At 67.3% G+C, this 14,878-nt stretch carries 13 protein-coding genes; 2 read left to right on the top strand and 11 right to left on the bottom strand.

Annotated elements, in window-relative coordinates:
- Positions 1–123: 123 nt before the first annotated feature.
- From EV292_RS07750 to pyrE, 10 genes are all read right to left on the bottom strand, one after another.
- The gene (locus EV292_RS07750) at positions 124–1,404 is read right to left on the bottom strand and encodes a hypothetical protein (protein ID WP_132908619.1); all 1,281 of its coding nucleotides are present in this window, start codon (positions 1,402–1,404) and stop codon (positions 124–126) included.
- 266 nt (positions 1,405–1,670) lie between these two features.
- Positions 1,671–2,048, bottom strand: coding sequence for a hypothetical protein (locus EV292_RS07745; RefSeq protein WP_132908618.1), 378 nt, complete (start codon positions 2,046–2,048; stop codon positions 1,671–1,673).
- Positions 2,049–2,152: 104 nt separating this feature from the next.
- Entirely contained in the window at positions 2,153–3,334 is a 1,182-nt protein-coding gene (locus EV292_RS07740) for a glycosyltransferase (RefSeq protein ID WP_132908617.1), read from the bottom strand.
- 12 nt (positions 3,335–3,346) lie between these two features.
- Entirely contained in the window at positions 3,347–3,880 is a 534-nt protein-coding gene (locus EV292_RS07735) for a DUF2141 domain-containing protein (protein WP_132908616.1), read from the bottom strand.
- Positions 3,862–4,833, bottom strand: coding sequence for a hypothetical protein (locus EV292_RS07730; protein WP_132908615.1), 972 nt, complete (start codon positions 4,831–4,833; stop codon positions 3,862–3,864). The genes EV292_RS07735 and EV292_RS07730 overlap by 19 nt, the downstream gene beginning before the upstream one ends.
- 121 nt (positions 4,834–4,954) lie before the next feature.
- A complete protein-coding gene (locus EV292_RS07725) occupies positions 4,955–6,001 on the bottom strand; it encodes an AI-2E family transporter (RefSeq protein ID WP_243693679.1) in 1,047 nt (348 codons plus the stop codon).
- A 38-nt stretch (positions 6,002–6,039) separates the two neighbouring features.
- Entirely contained in the window at positions 6,040–6,981 is a 942-nt protein-coding gene (gene lepB / locus EV292_RS07720) for a signal peptidase I (RefSeq protein ID WP_132908614.1), read from the bottom strand.
- Positions 6,982–6,985: 4 nt separating this feature from the next.
- A complete protein-coding gene (gene acpS, locus EV292_RS07715; protein WP_132908613.1) occupies positions 6,986–7,405 on the bottom strand; it encodes a holo-ACP synthase in 420 nt (139 codons plus the stop codon).
- Positions 7,406–7,418: 13 nt separating this feature from the next.
- Positions 7,419–8,156: a pyridoxine 5'-phosphate synthase gene (locus EV292_RS07710; RefSeq protein WP_132908612.1), complete on the bottom strand. Its 738-nt coding sequence runs from the start codon at positions 8,154–8,156 to the stop codon at positions 7,419–7,421.
- Positions 8,156–8,740, bottom strand: a complete 585-nt coding sequence (pyrE, locus tag EV292_RS07705; protein WP_132908611.1) for an orotate phosphoribosyltransferase — start codon at positions 8,738–8,740, stop codon at positions 8,156–8,158. The genes EV292_RS07710 and pyrE overlap by 1 nt, the downstream gene beginning before the upstream one ends.
- Positions 8,741–9,052: 312 nt before the next feature.
- Between pyrE and coxB the strand changes: the two genes are divergently transcribed.
- Both coxB and ctaD read left to right on the top strand, forming a co-directional pair.
- Positions 9,053–10,228 carry a cytochrome c oxidase subunit II gene (gene coxB, locus EV292_RS07700; RefSeq protein ID WP_132908866.1) on the top strand — a complete coding sequence of 392 codons (1,176 nt, stop codon included), beginning with the start codon at positions 9,053–9,055 and terminating at the stop codon, positions 10,226–10,228.
- 4 nt (positions 10,229–10,232) lie between these two features.
- On the top strand, positions 10,233–11,900 hold the full coding sequence (gene ctaD, locus EV292_RS07695) for a cytochrome c oxidase subunit I (RefSeq protein WP_132908610.1): 1,668 nt from the start codon (positions 10,233–10,235) through the stop codon (positions 11,898–11,900).
- Between the two features lie 71 nt (positions 11,901–11,971).
- Here ctaD and EV292_RS07690 read toward each other — a convergent pair whose 3' ends face one another.
- Positions 11,972–14,725, bottom strand: a complete 2,754-nt coding sequence (locus EV292_RS07690) for a pitrilysin family protein (RefSeq protein WP_165927047.1) — start codon at positions 14,723–14,725, stop codon at positions 11,972–11,974.
- Positions 14,726–14,878: the final 153 nt, after the last annotated feature.

The raw sequence follows: 14,878 nt of genomic DNA, 5'->3' as shown, positions 1-14,878 counted from the left end.
TTAATTATCTTAACACGGCGCAGAAGTTCTTCTGCATAGTCATAGCCGCTGTATTTTTGCATGGAAGTCCCATCAGAGACGTGCATCCGATTTCTCTCGTGCAGAACCCTCTTAACTAGACCGTTAATTTGCATTTTTTCCGACCTTCGACTCGAGTTGCTTGCCAAGTTTCCTTCTACGCCTTTCGAAGAAGTCACCATTACCATTCTCCTCGAAGTACAACTTACGCTTCACCCAAATCAGGCCATCAGATTTTGATATAAAAGCGACGTCTACGGGGCCACCTACAGTCTGAAGATTCGAGTCGACCTTTCTCCTCATCGAGGTTAGCTCAACAAAAGCCTCAGCCATTGCTGTCATCTCGTCACGCGGCAAAGCCCTCAGCGAAGTTGTTACCGGGTTAACTATCTCAACTTGCTGCAGACCCTTATAAGCCCGGATTAGTTCCTCCATAATCTTTTCATTTTTACGCTTTTGGAGGACCTTTTCAACAATCTTCTCATCGTCGGATGAACCAAAGATCTTTAGGTATTCATCGGCTTTTTGCTCAAGAATTCCATCAATGAACTTGAAGAAAAATTCGACGTACTGCCTCGATATACCATCCATAAACAAAGTAGTCATGTCCATCTGCGCAAAGGACATTATGCCGCTATCTTGATTCTTTTGTATATTTAAATCTTGCGAACGCCAGCGCCAATGCCTGATTTTTTTATTGAGCTTTCCATCAACTATTAACTCCTTAACAGATGGAAAAAGCTCGTCAGCGCCAAACCCTAGGAAAACAACACCAGTTTCGTAGCCCGACGAACAATCTTTCCTCTTATAAAATTCATAAATATACTTAGTTACTAGATCGATGGTACTTTTTTCAGCCTTGAAATCTAACATCTCTTCACAGAATTTTTCAATAAGCTTAAGAAACTGAGTTCTAAACTGCCCCAAGGTAAGTGTAGGCATCACGACTTCATTTTCACGAACCTGATCGATAAGCCTTTCAGCTTCCGCCTTAACGACGCTCCGAAACTCAGATTCGTCTTCCCATTCCAGCCCTTCAAGGACATACTCGATTCTACTTACGATGATGTGCGCATTCGACAGGTTCTCGTAATCTTGATCGTGCCACTTGTCACCGGAAAGATAATCGAGAAAAAGGGAAATACACTGCTCAAGTTTGTTGATGGGTTGCTGACTGATATATTCCCTGAACGACCTAATGATAAGTTCCCAAGGGAACCCCATGAAATCGCCTGACCCGTATATCATAATGGCCAAATCATGCGACGGGCCTAATGAAAATATCTTATTAGTTGACATCCATACCCGCGCACCACCGATCGTGACAGCACTGTCGGCGGCTACCGCTATCCCGGATTTATTTAAGATAGCCACTTCAGACGTCATCTTTCATTCACTCCGTCGCTGATCGATTACTAATATGCGCTAGTCGTAACGCTCCGCGTCATTCACTTCAGGTGAATTTTGCAAAAGGTTTAGCAATCAAGCCGTCGTTTCTAAAATCGTAACGAGAGTGTTGACGCTCGGCTAGATGAGAAGTGCCGTCGCCCGGCTCGCGCTCAGACAATTCAATCCGCATTGATCGGATCTTGCGGCAACTCGCCGCCCCCCCTGTCCTACACCCTCCAACATCGCGCACCCTCGCCGCCCCCTCAGCCGCAGCGAGCCGCGCCCATGACCGTCATGTCGCCGATGGAAGGCATCACCGCCCCCGCACGCCGGGCCGAGACGCCCCCCGCCCCCGCCACCGACCCGCTCGACGACCCGTTAACCGCCCCGTTCACCGCCTCCCGCCGCGCCGACGGCTGGTCCGCCGAGCGCCAGCGCGCCTTCCTCGAGGCGATCGCGGAAGGCCATGGCGTCGAGCGCGCCGCCGCGCGCGTCGGGCTCTCCGCCACCTCGGCCTTCGCCTTCCGCCGCTCGGCCAAGGGCAGCGCCTTCGCGCTCGGCTGGCGCGCCGCCACCCTGGTCGCGCGCGAGGCGGTGGCCGAGACGCTGGTGGTGCGCGCGCTCGAGCGCCAGACCGACACCTATGTCCGCGCACACCCTCTCCGCGCTCGGGCACCTCGATCGCGGACGCTCCGCCAATGCCGACTGACGCCGGCCGCCCCGCCCCCGCCCCCTCCCGCGCGGGTCAGCCCGCGCGCCGCGCCTGCCGGCGCGCGATCACGCCGCGGTAGTGATCCACCAGCGCGACCGCATGTTCGCGGTCGCTCAGCACCGTGTGCGCAGCGACCCCCGCGGCGCGGCGCACCAGCCGCTGGTCGCGCGAGAACAACGCGACGATCGCGCGCGCGCAGGCATAAGCGTCGCCGCTGCGATAGGTCTCGGCGAAGGCGGGCCGCGCCACCGCGGCGGAGCCACCGCGATCGGGCACGATCATCGGCAGGCCGGAGGCGAGCGCCTCCGACGCCACCATGCCGAACGGCTCGCTGTCGCCGCCGTGGATGAACGCGTCCGCGCTGGCCATGATCGTGGCGAGCTGGACGCGATCGAACACCGGCTGGAACATGCGCACGTGCGGGCTCTGCGCGATATGCCGCTCCAGCGTGCGCGTGTCGGGGCCGAGCCCCAGCAGCATCAGCCCGACCGGGATCGAGGTGCCCGCGCGCCGCGCTGCGTCGATCACCATCGGCCAGCGCTTCTCGGCGTGGTGGCGGCCGATGCCGATCAGCAGGTGCGCGTCCTCGGGCAGACCGCATTGCGCCAGCATCGCGGCGCGCAGCGCGGGGCTGCGCAGCGCGGGGGAGAAATGCGCGCGCTCGATCCCCAGCGTCATCGTCGCGTCGACGCGCAGACCGCGCGCGCGCAACCGCTCGGTCAGCACCGGGCCGTTGGTGACGACCGTGTCGAACGGCGCGAGGCAGCGCGCCATATACCGGTCATACCAGCCGAAGGCGCGCTCGATCGCGCCGGCGGAGGCGACCCGCGCGAACCAGCGCTTGGGATAGGCCTCCATATTGTCGTTGTGCATGAACCAGGCGCGGATCGCCGGCCCGCGCCAACCGGTGACGATCGCGGCGGATCGCCACGGCGAGCAATTCTCGATCACGTCGGGCTGGAGCCGGTCGAGCAGCGCGTGGACCGGCGCCGCGTCCCAGAACAGCCCATAGTTGGAGTCGAACGGCATGCCCGGCGACTTGACGTAATAGAGCAGGGCGCCGCCGGGCCGCTCCTCGACGCGATCCTCGCGACCGGGGGCGATCACGATCTGCTGGTGGCCCAGCTCCGACATGATCGCCATCTTGCGATCGAGATAGGAGCGCACCCCGCCGCCGTTGGGCGAGTAGAATTCGTTGACGTCGACGATCCGCATCGGTCGCGCGCCTCAGTCGGCGAAGCCGAAGCCGCCGAGACCGCGCAGATATTGGACGCGGATCGACGTGCGCGTGACGCCGGGGCCGACGTCGATCAGCGAATCGGCCAGTTTCGGGCGCGCGCGGCCGATCTTGCGGTTGCTGGGGAAGCCCGCGCCGTCGCTCCAGAAGTTGAACTTGCGCTTGCCGTCGCGGTCATGCCCGAGGAACAATGCGTAGCGGCCGGGGCGCGGCACGCGCAGGCAGATGTCCGCCGCGAGGCTCGCCGGCGGCGCCACCTCGATGCGGCGAAAGGTCTTGCCCGCCTCGGTCAACTTCTTGTCGCCGGCGAGGAAATCCTCCTCGTTGGCGGGGTAGAGTTCGAGCTTGAGCGTGCCCTTGCGGTCCTTGATCCCGGTGATGCTGGCCAGGATCGCAGGGCCGGGCGCCCCTGCGGCACAGGCGGCGGCATCCTGCCCCAGCACCTGCGCGCCGGCGGGGGTGGCGGCGCCGATCGCTCCCGCCACCGCCGCGAGCAGCGCGAGGCTCAGCCGGTATGTCGCCATCGCTGCACCCTTTCCCACACGTACACCGCCCCGAACAGGAGCGTCAGCAGCAGATGCATCACCAAGGTTGACGCCGCCGTGAACGCCATCAGGTCGGTCAGCGCGCGGTCATGCCCGATCACCAGGAACGCGAAGCTGGCGAAAAGGAGGTCTTTGTTGGGCAGCAGCGGCAGGCGCGACATCAATTGGCGCCCCGCCACCAGGAACAGCCACATCCCCACCGCGACGCTGGGGATCGCGTAGGACCAGGCCAGCGCGATGGTGACGGAGGTGATCGTGATGCGGAGCCAGTCGATCGCGAAGATGAACCACAGGTCACGGCGCGGCAGCGAGAAGACACGGCTGGAGAAAGCGACCGCCAGGATCGGAACCGCGAGCGCGAGGCCCAGCGACCATAACATGATGCGGACCAGATCGGGGTCGATCAGCTCATATCCCAGCGGCAGCGCGACCGCGCCGAGCAGGATCGCGGTGAGATTGCCGGTGATGCCCGAGACGATGCTGACGTCCTTCACCGCGCCGAACGGGGCCGCCACCATCTCCAGCCGCGCGCGCGCCCAGGCGTAGAAATAGGCGTCGCCCGAGTAACCGATGAGGATGTCGTTCGCGATCCGCTTCTTGTTGAGCGCCAGGAAGGCCGCCGCGGGCACGCGCCACAGCCGGCGGAAGATCACGAAGTCGCACACCGGCAAGGCGAAGTAGGACAGGAGGAAAAAGACATAGAAACCCGGCGAATCCGGAACGGTGCGGCGCAGGCCGGCGAGTCCGTGGTCGAGCAGCTCGTGGAGCAGCCCGACGATCATCGCCACCGTGACGACCGCGCCGAGCAGCGCGGGCCAGCGCCGTCGCAGCGACTCGACCGGGCGCAGCGCGACCAGCGGCGCCGCGGTGGCGGTCGCGGCGGCGGGGCTGGCGCTGGTGTCGGTCTGGGTCGTTGGCTCGTCCGCGCGCAATCGCTTGATCCTGTCCCGCGCGCCGGCGGGGTTGGGGGGGCGTCTAGCAGCGTGGGCGGGTACATTCCAGCGCGCGGGCCGGCGCGCTGTCCCGCACGCGGTCAGCCGTCGCCACCGCGGGTCAGTCCGCGCGCTCGTCCGTCAATTTCTCGGAGCGGCGCTCCATGGCGGTCTTGATCATCGCGGTCATCGGGTCGGCCAGCGCGAGCCCGAGGATGCCGAACAAGGCGCTCGCCAGGATCTGCGTGCCCAGCGTCAGCGCGGGCGGCAGGTCGACGGTGCGCTTCGCCACCATCGGGATCACGACATAGCCGTCGAAGGTCTGCACGACGACATAGACGACGATCGCCAGCACGCCGACATGCGCCCCCGCCGAGAAGCCCACCGCCACCATCAAAGCGCCCGAGATGAACGCGCCGATATTGGGGATGAAGGCGAGCAGCCCGGTGAGGATGCCGAGGATCAGCGCCATCGGCACCCCGACGATCCACAGAGCGATCGCGGTGAGCACGCCCTCGAACGCCATGCCGAGCAGCCGCCCCGCCAGCAGCCGCCGCAGCGTGCGCCCCATGCGGTTGACGGTCAGCGCGAACTCGGCGCGATGCGCCTCGGGCACCATCCATTGCAGGCCGCGCTCATAGACGCGCGGGTCCATCGCGACGAAGAGACCGATGACCATGATCATGAACAAGGTGGTCAGCGCTCCCATCGCGGTGCCCACCCAGCTCGTCACGCGGCCGACCGAGGACAGCGCCTGGCGCGACAGGCCGCTCAGGTCGGAGGCGCCGGGCATGAGCCCCTGCGCGCTCAGCCAGCCGGTGACGCGCATCGCCTGCGCCTCGACCGTGTCGCGCAGCTGCGCGACCTGTTGGCTGATCTGAACCCCCGCCAGATAGAAGGTGCCGAGCAGGAAGGCGATCGTCAGCAGGCAGACGATCAGCAGCCGCCAGCCGCGCCCGATCGGCAGCACGCGCCCGAGCAGCCGCACCCCGCCGTCGAGCAGCGCGGCAAAAACCAGCCCGGCGAAGATGATCAGCAGCGGCTGGACCAGCAGCACCACCAGCGCGATCGCGCTCGCCATGCCGAGCCACACCGCGGCGCGGCGGATCTCGTCGCGCGTCGCGGGGTCACGCACCTCGTGCGGGCTCGCGCCCGGTGTCACGTCCACCCGCTCGCCGCGGCGATCGAGCGGCGGGGTGGCGTCGCTCACCGCACGCGCTCGGGGTGGAGCGAGGTGCCGGCGCGGCCGGCGCGCAGCGCGTGCGGCCAGGTCAGCGGGTTCCACGTCGCCTCGCCGTCGACCGAGAAGGTGATGAACTCCGCGCGCCCGCCCAGATTCTCATAGGGCACCGGGCCGCCCAGCCCGCGCTCGAACCCGCCCAGCGCGAAGCGGCTGTCGGCGGAACGATCGCGATTGTCCCCCATCAGGAAGACGTGATTCGCCGGGATCTTGACGGGCCCGTAATTGTCGCCGGGGCTGTCGGGCTCGAGGTCGACCGTGTCGTAGCGGCGGCCGTTGGGCAAAGTCTCGGTGACGATCGGCAGCCGGCACACCACCGTGCCGTCGGCACGGGCGACGCGGGCGCCGGGATATTGCGCCGGGTCGCAGGTGGCGTTGGCGTCGACCGGGAGTTCCCTGACATGCTTCTCGCCGCGCTGCACCGCCACGCCGTTGAGGAACACCACGCCGCCGCGCACCGCCAGCGTGTCGCCGGGCAGGCCGATCACGCGCTTGATATAGTCGCTGCTCTGCCCCGGCGGGGTGACGATGACGACGTCGCCGCGCTCGGGCAGCTTGCCCCAGACGCGCCCGTGCAGGAAGGGCAGCTGCACCGACCAGCCGTCGACCGGGCGGTGGAAGACGAGGTCCTCGACGATCGCGACCGGGTTGGGGATGGTCGGCGAGACGAACGACCAGCCATAGGCATATTTGGAGACCACCAGCCGGTCGCCCACCATCAGCCCGGGCAGCATCGACTCGCTCGGGATATAGAAAGGCTTGGCGATGAAGCTGTGGAAGCCGAGCACGGCGAGCACCAGCCCGACCAGCCCCTTCACCTCGCCCCACCAGTCGAAGCGGCTGCGCGGGGGCGTGTCGGCGCGGCGCGCCAGCGGGGGCTCGCCGCTCAAGCTGATCTCATCGGCCATGGCGTCACGCCGCTCCCTTGCTCTCGACCGGCACCGCCTCGACGATCACGAAGGCCTGCGCCCAGGGGTGATCGTCGGTCAGCGTCAGATGGACCCGCGCGACGTGGCCCTCGGGTATCAGCGCGTCAAGCCGTTCCTTGGCGCCGCCGGTCAGCGCCAGCGTCGGCGCGCCCGAGCGCGCGTTGATCACGCCGATGTCCTTCATGAACACGCCCGCCTTGAAGCCGGTGCCGACCGCCTTGGAGAAGGCCTCCTTGGCGGCGAAGCGCTTGGCATAGGTACCCGCGCGGGTGAGCGGGCGCCGCGCGGCCTTGGCGCGTTCGACGTCGGTGAAGACGCGCGCCTCGAAGCGCTCGCCGAAGCGGTCGAGCGAGGACTGGATCCGCTCGATGTTGCACAGGTCGGAGCCGAGGCCGGCGATCACAGGATCCTCCCCCTCATCGCGCGCTCTCCATCGCGTCGCGCATGCGGCGGACGCTCGCGTCGAGGCCGACGAAGATCGCCTCGCCCACCAGGAAATGCCCGATGTTGAGCTCGCGCAGCTGCGGGATCGCCGCGATCGGCGCGACATTGTCGTAGGTCAGCCCGTGGCCGGCGTGGACCTCGATGCCGTTCTTCGCCGCCAGCGCCGCCGCGTCCGCCAGCCGGCGCAGTTCCCCGGCACGCGCCTCGCCCTCCAGCTCGGCGTAGCGGCCGGTGTGGAGCTCCACCACCGGCGCGCCGAGCTGGAGCGCGGCCTCGATCTGGCGCGGGTCGGGTTCGATGAACAGCGACACGCGTATCCCCGCGTCGCGCAGCGCGGCGACGATCGGCGCCAGCGCGGCACGCTGCCCGGCGGCGTCGAGCCCGCCCTCGGTGGTGCGCTCCTCGCGCTTCTCGGGGACGATGCAGGCGGCGTGCGGGCGATGGCGCAGCGCGATCGCGAGCATCTCGGGCGTCGCCGCCATCTCGAGGTTGAGCGGGATCGCCAGACCCGCGGAGAGCCGCGCGATATCGTCGTCGGTGATGTGGCGCCGGTCCTCGCGCAGGTGCGCGGTGATGCCGTCCGCCCCCGCCTCCGCCGCCAGCAGCGCGGCGCGGACCGGATCGGGGAAGGCACCGCCGCGCGCGTTGCGCACCGTGGCGACGTGGTCGATGTTGACGCCGAGGCGCAAGGCTGACGACGCGGCAGCCATCAGGCGGCGGCCCGGCTGCCCGGCTTGATCGCCGGGATCGCCGCCAGCTCGGGCGGCAGCGCGTCGGCGTCATAGGTGGGGACGTCGAGCCGGATCAGCGGGAAGAAGGGGACGCCCAGGTCCGCCGCGCCGTTCGACCGGTCGACCAGCGCGGCGCCGGCGACGACTCGCCCGCCCGCCGCGGTGATGGCGGCGATCGCCTCGCGGCTGGAGAGGCCGGTGGTCACCACGTCCTCCATCATCAGCACCTCCTGCCCCGGCGCCAGGCGGAAGCCGCGGCGCAGCTCGAACGTGCCGGTGGGCCGCTCGACGAACATCGCCTCGACGCCGAGCGCGCGCGCCATCTCATGCCCCGCGATCACCCCGCCCATCGCGGGCGACACCACCGCGCCGATGCGCTGCCGCAGCTCGCCCGGGAGGCGCGCCGCCAAGGCCTCCGCCAGCCGCGCGCCGCGGCGCGGGTCCATCAGCACGCGCGCGCACTGGAGATAGCGCGGGCTGCGCAGCCCGGAGGAGAGGATGAAATGCCCCTCGAGCAGCGCGTCGGCGGCGCGGAATTCGGCCAGCACCTCGTCGTCGGTCATCGTCGCCTCCACCTCCTCGCGCCTCTCGCGCGCCATAGGAGCGCGGGCGCCCGCGCGCAACGCACCGCCCCGCGGAAAACCCGCGCGCCGACCACCGCCGCGCGCCTGCCCACCCCCGGCCATCGCCGTCGCCGCCGCCGCGGCGCGCAGGGCCTTGAGGCGAGGGGGCGGTCTGCTATACGCACAACAGGAGGGGCAGGTTTGCCCGGCCCGCTGACGCGTGCGCCAGAGAGGGGTATAGAACACAACATGCTGACAACCGGGTTCAAGGCAGGTCGCGGCGCAGGCCGCAGAGGCCGACTGACGGGGATGATGCTGGCGCTGGGCCTCGTGCTCGGCAGCGGCGCCGCGGCGCAGGCCGCACCGGCGGCCCCCGCCGCGACGACGCCCGCCACCACCGCGACCGCCGCACCGAGCGGGCTGCGCCCCGCCGACGCCGATCAGGGCCCGGCGGGCGGCACCGTCCAGAAGGCCGACGCCGCGCCCGCCGCCCCCGCGCTGGCGATGGACGGCGCCCCCGCGATGGACGCACGCGTCGTCAGCACCGGCCCCAAGATCGGCCAGCCGGTCGACGGCGTGATCCACATCCAGCCGCAGGTCACCAAGAATGGCCTGCGCGCGCACTGGTTTCACGATCGCGTGCTGTTCCCGCTGATCACGATCATCTCGCTGTTCGTGCTGGCGCTGCTGGTGTTCGTGGTGATCCGCTTCCGCGCCAGCCGCAACCCGACTCCCTCCAAGACCAGCCACAACACCGCGATCGAGGTGGTGTGGACGCTCGCGCCGGTGCTGATCCTGGTCGCCATCGCGGTGCCCTCGATCGGGCTGCTCCAGGCGCAGTTCCGCCCCGCCCCGGCGGGCGCGGTGACGCTCAAGGCGATCGGCAACCAATGGTTCTGGAGCTACCAGTACCCGGATCACGGCGGGATCGAGATCACCGCCAACATGCTCAAGGAAGGCAATCAGGTCGCCGCGGGCGAGCGTGCGCGCAGCGACGCCGACGGCCCGCGCCTGCTCGCCACCGACAATCGCGTCGTGCTGCCGGTGGGCGTGCCGATCCGGCTGATCACCACCGCCAATGACGTGATCCACAGCTGGGCGGTCCCCGCCTTCTGGATCAAGCTCGACGCGATCCCGGGCCGCCTCAACGAGACCAGCTTCACCATCGACAAGCCCGGCCTCTATTTCGGCCAGTGCTCGGAGCTGTGCGGCGCGCGCCACGCCTTCATGCCGATCGCGGTGGAGGCGGTGCCGCCGGCGCAGTTCGCCGCCTGGGTGCGCGCCAAGGGCGGTTCGATGCCGGCCGCGGGCAAGCCCTCCGACAAGGTGATCCCGCAGCCCGGCGCCGACGGCTCGGCCGCGGTGATGGACGAGGCCGCGATGAGCAACGCGCTCACCGGCCCGACCGAGAACGGCACCGATACTCCCACCCCTTCCCCGCAGGGCGCGACCGGCAACCCCGGTGGCGTCGGCGAAGCCGGACGCTAAGACGATGACCGACACCGCGCTCCACCCGTCCGCCTTCCAGGCGCACGATCACGGCCACCATGACGCGCACGCCGACCACAAGCCCGGCTTCTTCGCGCGCTGGTTCATGTCCACCAACCACAAGGACATCGGGACGCTCTACCTGCTCTTCGCGATCGCCGCGGGGATCATCGGCGGCGCGATCTCGGGGCTGATGCGCGCCGAGCTGATGCATCCGGGGATCCAGTATCTGCCGGGCTGGGCGGCGATGCTCCACGGCGGCACCGAGCAGAGCTTCGACCAGGCGCTTCACCTGTGGAACGTGCTGGTCACCGCGCACGGGCTCATCATGGTGTTCTTCATGGTGATGCCCGCGATGATCGGCGGCTTCGGCAATTGGTTCGTGCCGATCATGATCGGCGCGCCCGACATGGCCTTCCCGCGGATGAACAACATCAGCTTCTGGCTGCTCATCCCGGCGTTCACTTTGCTGCTGGCCTCGCCCTTCTTCGGCGGCGCGGGCACGGGCTGGACGGTCTATGCCCCGCTCTCCACCTATGGCGAGCCGGGGCCGTCGGTCGACATGGCGATCCTGTCGCTCCACCTCGCGGGCGTCAGCTCGATCCTCGGCGCGATCAACTTCATCACCACGATCTTCAACATGCGCGCGCCGGGCATGACGCTGCACAAGATGCCGCTGTTCGCCTGGTCGGTGCTGGTCACCGCCTTCCTGCTGCTGCTGGCGCTGCCGGTGCTCGCCGCGGCGATCACGATGCTGCTGACCGACCGCAATTTCGGCACCACCTTCTACGATCCCGCCGGCGGCGGCGACCCGGTGCTGTACCAGCATCTGTTCTGGTTCTTCGGCCACCCCGAAGTGTACATCATGATCCTGCCGGGCTTCGGCATCATCAGCCACATCATCGCCACCTTCAGCCGCAAGCCGGTGTTCGGCTATCTCGGCATGGCCTATGCCATGGTGGCGATCGGCGTGGTCGGCTTCGTGGTGTGGGCGCACCACATGTTCACCACCGGCATGAGCGTCAACGTGAAGATGTACTTCACCGCGGCGACCATGGTGATCGCGGTGCCCACCGGCATCAAGATCTTCTCCTGGATCGCGACGATGTGGGGCGGCTCGCTGCGGTTCCCGACGCCGATGGTCTGGGCGATCGGCTTCATCTTCATGTTCACCGTCGGCGGCGTGACCGGCGTGGTGCTCGCCAACGGCGGGGTCGACGACTATATGCAGGACACTTATTACGTCGTGGCGCACTTCCACTACGTGCTCAGCCTCGGCGCGGTGTTCTCGCTGTTCGCCGGCTTCTATTACTGGTTCCCGAAGATGAGCGGGCGGATGTATTCGGAGCTGCTCGGGCAGCTGCACTTCTGGGTGTTCTTCGTCGGCGTGAACCTGCTGTTCTTCCCGATGCACTTCCTCGGGTTGCAGGGGATGCCGCGGCGCTACCCGGATTATCCCGACGCCTTCGCGCATTGGAACGAGGTGGCGACGATCGGCTATATGATCATGGCGGCGGGGATGGTGATCTTCTTCGTCAACATCATCTGGTCGCTGGTCGCGGGCAAGCAGGCGCCCGACAATCCCTGGGGTGCCGGCGCGACCACGCTGGAGTGGACGCTGTCGAGCCCGCCGCCGTTCCACCAGTTCGAGACCTTGCCCAAGATCGACTGAGGCACCGCCTCACCCGACCCGATCGCCGGCGCCGCATCCTCCCGGATGCGGCGCCGGTCGCGTTTCGGGGCTCAGCGAAGCCGGTGGCCGTAGCCGTCCTGGACCTCGACCGGCCCGAGGTTCAGCGCGCGGATGCCCGCCTCGATCTTGCGCAGGTCTCCCGCGATCGACCAGACGAGATCGTCCGCCCGGAACGACTCGCGCGCCACCGCCTGCGCCTCGGGCAAGGTGATGCTGTGCACGATGGGTGCGAGGTGGACGCTATAGTCGAGCGGCAGGCCGCGATCCTGCGCGTCGACCATGATGATCTGATAGGCCAGGTTCGAGACGAGCTGCCACGAGATCGAGTCGAGGTAGACGGTGCGCTGCTCCTCGAACTCCTTGGCGGTGATCGGCCGCGCGTCGGTGTAATCGTGTAGCTCGCGCAGGATCTCGCGGATCGACTCGACCGTCTTGTCGGTCTGCACCGCGCCGCCGAGGGTGAAGGTGCGCTGCGAGCGGAGCGATGCACCCAGCCCCGAGTGGAAGCCGTAGCTCCACCCCTTGTCCTCGCGCAGGTTCATGTTGAGCCGGCTGGAGAAGCTGCCGCCCAGCGCACCATTGGCGAGCTGCTCGATCAGCGCGTGCCGCGGCTCCCACCGCCCGATCAGCCGCCCCGCGGTGATCTGGCTCTGCTCGGCGCCGGGGACATCGATCAGCACCACGCGCACCCCGGTCGGTCGCGCGGGCGGCGCATCGATCGTCGGCGCAGGCTTCACCCCCTTGTGCCAGTCGCCCAGCCCGCGTTCCAGCAGCGCACGCGCTTCGTCGAGCGTGACATCGCCGATGAAGTAGGCGGTGAGATTGGCGGGGGCGACCTCGTGCGCGTAGAAATCGAGCAGCGCGTCGCGCGTCACCTGCTTGGCCTCGGCGCGCGTGCGGATATGGCCATACCAATGGTCCGGCCCCCACAGCGCGCGGCTGAACAGCCCGCTCTGCCAGCTTCGCGAGTCGCGCTCGAAGCCGTCATAGCTGCGATCGACGCCCACCAGGAATTCGTCGATCTTGCGCTGCGGGAAGATCGGCTCGCGCAGGACCTCGGTGACGAAATCGACCGCCTCGCTCAAGCCGGCATGGTCGGTGCTGAAGCTGATCTTGCTCTGCCGCTCATCGCTCGAGCTCGACGGCGCGATGGCGAGCGCGCGCATCCGGCCGCCGATCGCCGACTCGCCGTAGCGGCGACTGCCCTCGAAGAGGCTGCCGAAGGTGTGCGCGGCGAGCCCGCGCGGATAGGGGTGGTCGATCGCGCTGCCGGTGGCGAAGACGAGCGACACCGATACCATCGGCACGCGCGGGCGGCGCACCACCACCAGCTGCGCACCGTTGGACAACGTAGCGCGCTCGATCGGCGCGAAGGGCTCCTGCACCTCGACCGCCGGCGGTACTTTGGGCAGCCCGGAGCGATCCACCGAGCCGGCGACCGCCGGGCTGGTCGTCGGCTCCGGGTCGTCGCGCTCGTTGATATAAGGGCGATCGAGCCAGCGCCGCGCCGCCGCGGCGATCGTCTGCGGGGTGGCCTCTTTCTCCCAGCGGCGCGTCTGGAGGAAGCGCAGCGGATCGCCGCGGGACAGTTCGCCCGCCTCGAGGATCGACCCGACCGATTCGGGATCCTCGAGCGCCGCGAGGAACGATTTGTCCTTGATGTGGAGATTCTCGCGCAGCGTCGTGGCGTCCGGCCCGGTCTGCTTCAATTGCGCCAGCGCCGCGTCGAGCCGTCGCTCGGCGTCGGCCGCATCGGCGCCGGGCTTCAGATCGACCGCGATCGAGAAGGTGCCGTTGAGCGCGGCGTCGTTATAGCTGGCATAGACGCCGCGCGCCGGCCCATCGTTCTCGACGAGCGCGCGATTGAGCGCCGATTGCGGCGTGCCCGTGATCGTCTCCTGCAGAACCTGGAGCAGCACGCCGTCCTGCTCGTCCGCGCTCGGAACCGGCCAGGTCCGCGCGAACGAGCTGCCACCGCCCTTGCTGAAGAAGTGGAGGTCCTTGCGCTCGTCGAGCACCGGGACCCAGCGGCTGATCTGCTGGACCAGATGCCCGGGGCGGACGTCCTTGAAATACTTCGTCACCTTCTCGCGTGCCTCGGCCGGATCGATGTCGCCCGCGAGCAGCAGGATCGCGTTGGACGCGCCATAATAGGTGTCGAACCAGGTGCGCACGTCATCGACGCTGGCGGCATCGAGATCCTGCATCGAGCCGATCACCGTATGCGCATAAGGGTGGGTCGACGGGTAGAGAGCGGCGCGAAGCGCATCGGCGCGCGCGTTGCTGTCGGGCGTGCCGGTCTGCCGCTTCTCGTTCTTGACCACCGCGCGCTGGCCGTCGAGCGCCGCGGTGTCGATCGCGCCGGGCAGATATTGCATCCGGTCGCTCTCCATCCAGAGCGCGAGGTCGAGCGCGCGCTTCGGCACCAGCTCGAAATAGCGCGTCCGGTCGGTCGTCGTGTTGCCGTTGATGTTGCTGACGCCGCTCTGGAGAAAGGGCGTGAAATACTCGCCTTTGCGATGCTCCGTCTCCTGGAACATCATGTGCTCGAACAGGTGCGCGAAGCCGGTCTTGCCCGCGGGTTCGTCCTTGGAGCCGACGCGATAGGTGAGCGAGACGAGCACCTTGGGCGCGGTGTGGTCGGTATAGACCAGCACCGTCAGGCCATTGGGCAGCGTGAACCGATCATAGACCAGCCGCGTCCGCTCCACCTCGTCCGGCGCGACCGCGGGCGGCCGGTGCGGCGCCGCCGTCGCCGCCGCCAGCGCATGGGTCGACACCATACAGCCCATCGCTGCGGCCATCACTCGCAATATTCTACAGGTCATTGATCCACCAGCCAGTTGTCGAGGCCCTCGCGAGAGCCCTTGAGACGTGTCGACTGATTGTAGCGGCGCCTTTCCCAATCACCGCGGCCCGGCTGTTAGAGTTTCTACTTACAATAGAAGATTATCTGC

Origin of the sequence: Sphingomonas sp. BK235 (assembly GCF_004345855.1) — a bacterium.
Classification (GTDB): Bacteria; Pseudomonadota; Alphaproteobacteria; order Sphingomonadales; family Sphingomonadaceae; genus Sphingomonas.
The sequence above is the reverse complement of the archived record's forward strand: the minus strand, read 5'-3'. Positions and strand labels throughout refer to the sequence as shown.

Excerpts from the sequence above, each read along its gene's own strand:
- EV292_RS07735 (WP_132908616.1), bottom strand. The coding sequence starts at position 3,880 with ATGGCGACATACCGGCTGAGCCTCGCGCTGCTCGCGGCGGTGGCGGGA.
- EV292_RS07750 (WP_132908619.1), bottom strand. The coding sequence starts at position 1,404 with ATGACGTCTGAAGTGGCTATCTTAAATAAATCCGGGATAGCGGTAGCC.
- EV292_RS07740 (WP_132908617.1), bottom strand. The coding sequence starts at position 3,334 with ATGCGGATCGTCGACGTCAACGAATTCTACTCGCCCAACGGCGGCGGG.
- coxB (WP_132908866.1), top strand. The coding sequence starts at position 9,053 with ATGCTGGCGCTGGGCCTCGTGCTCGGCAGCGGCGCCGCGGCGCAGGCC.
- ctaD (WP_132908610.1), top strand. The coding sequence starts at position 10,233 with ATGACCGACACCGCGCTCCACCCGTCCGCCTTCCAGGCGCACGATCAC.
- lepB (WP_132908614.1), bottom strand. The coding sequence starts at position 6,981 with ATGGCCGATGAGATCAGCTTGAGCGGCGAGCCCCCGCTGGCGCGCCGC.
- EV292_RS07690 (WP_165927047.1), bottom strand. The coding sequence starts at position 14,725 with ATGGCCGCAGCGATGGGCTGTATGGTGTCGACCCATGCGCTGGCGGCG.
- EV292_RS07710 (WP_132908612.1), bottom strand. The coding sequence starts at position 8,156 with ATGGCTGCCGCGTCGTCAGCCTTGCGCCTCGGCGTCAACATCGACCAC.
- pyrE (WP_132908611.1), bottom strand. The coding sequence starts at position 8,740 with ATGACCGACGACGAGGTGCTGGCCGAATTCCGCGCCGCCGACGCGCTG.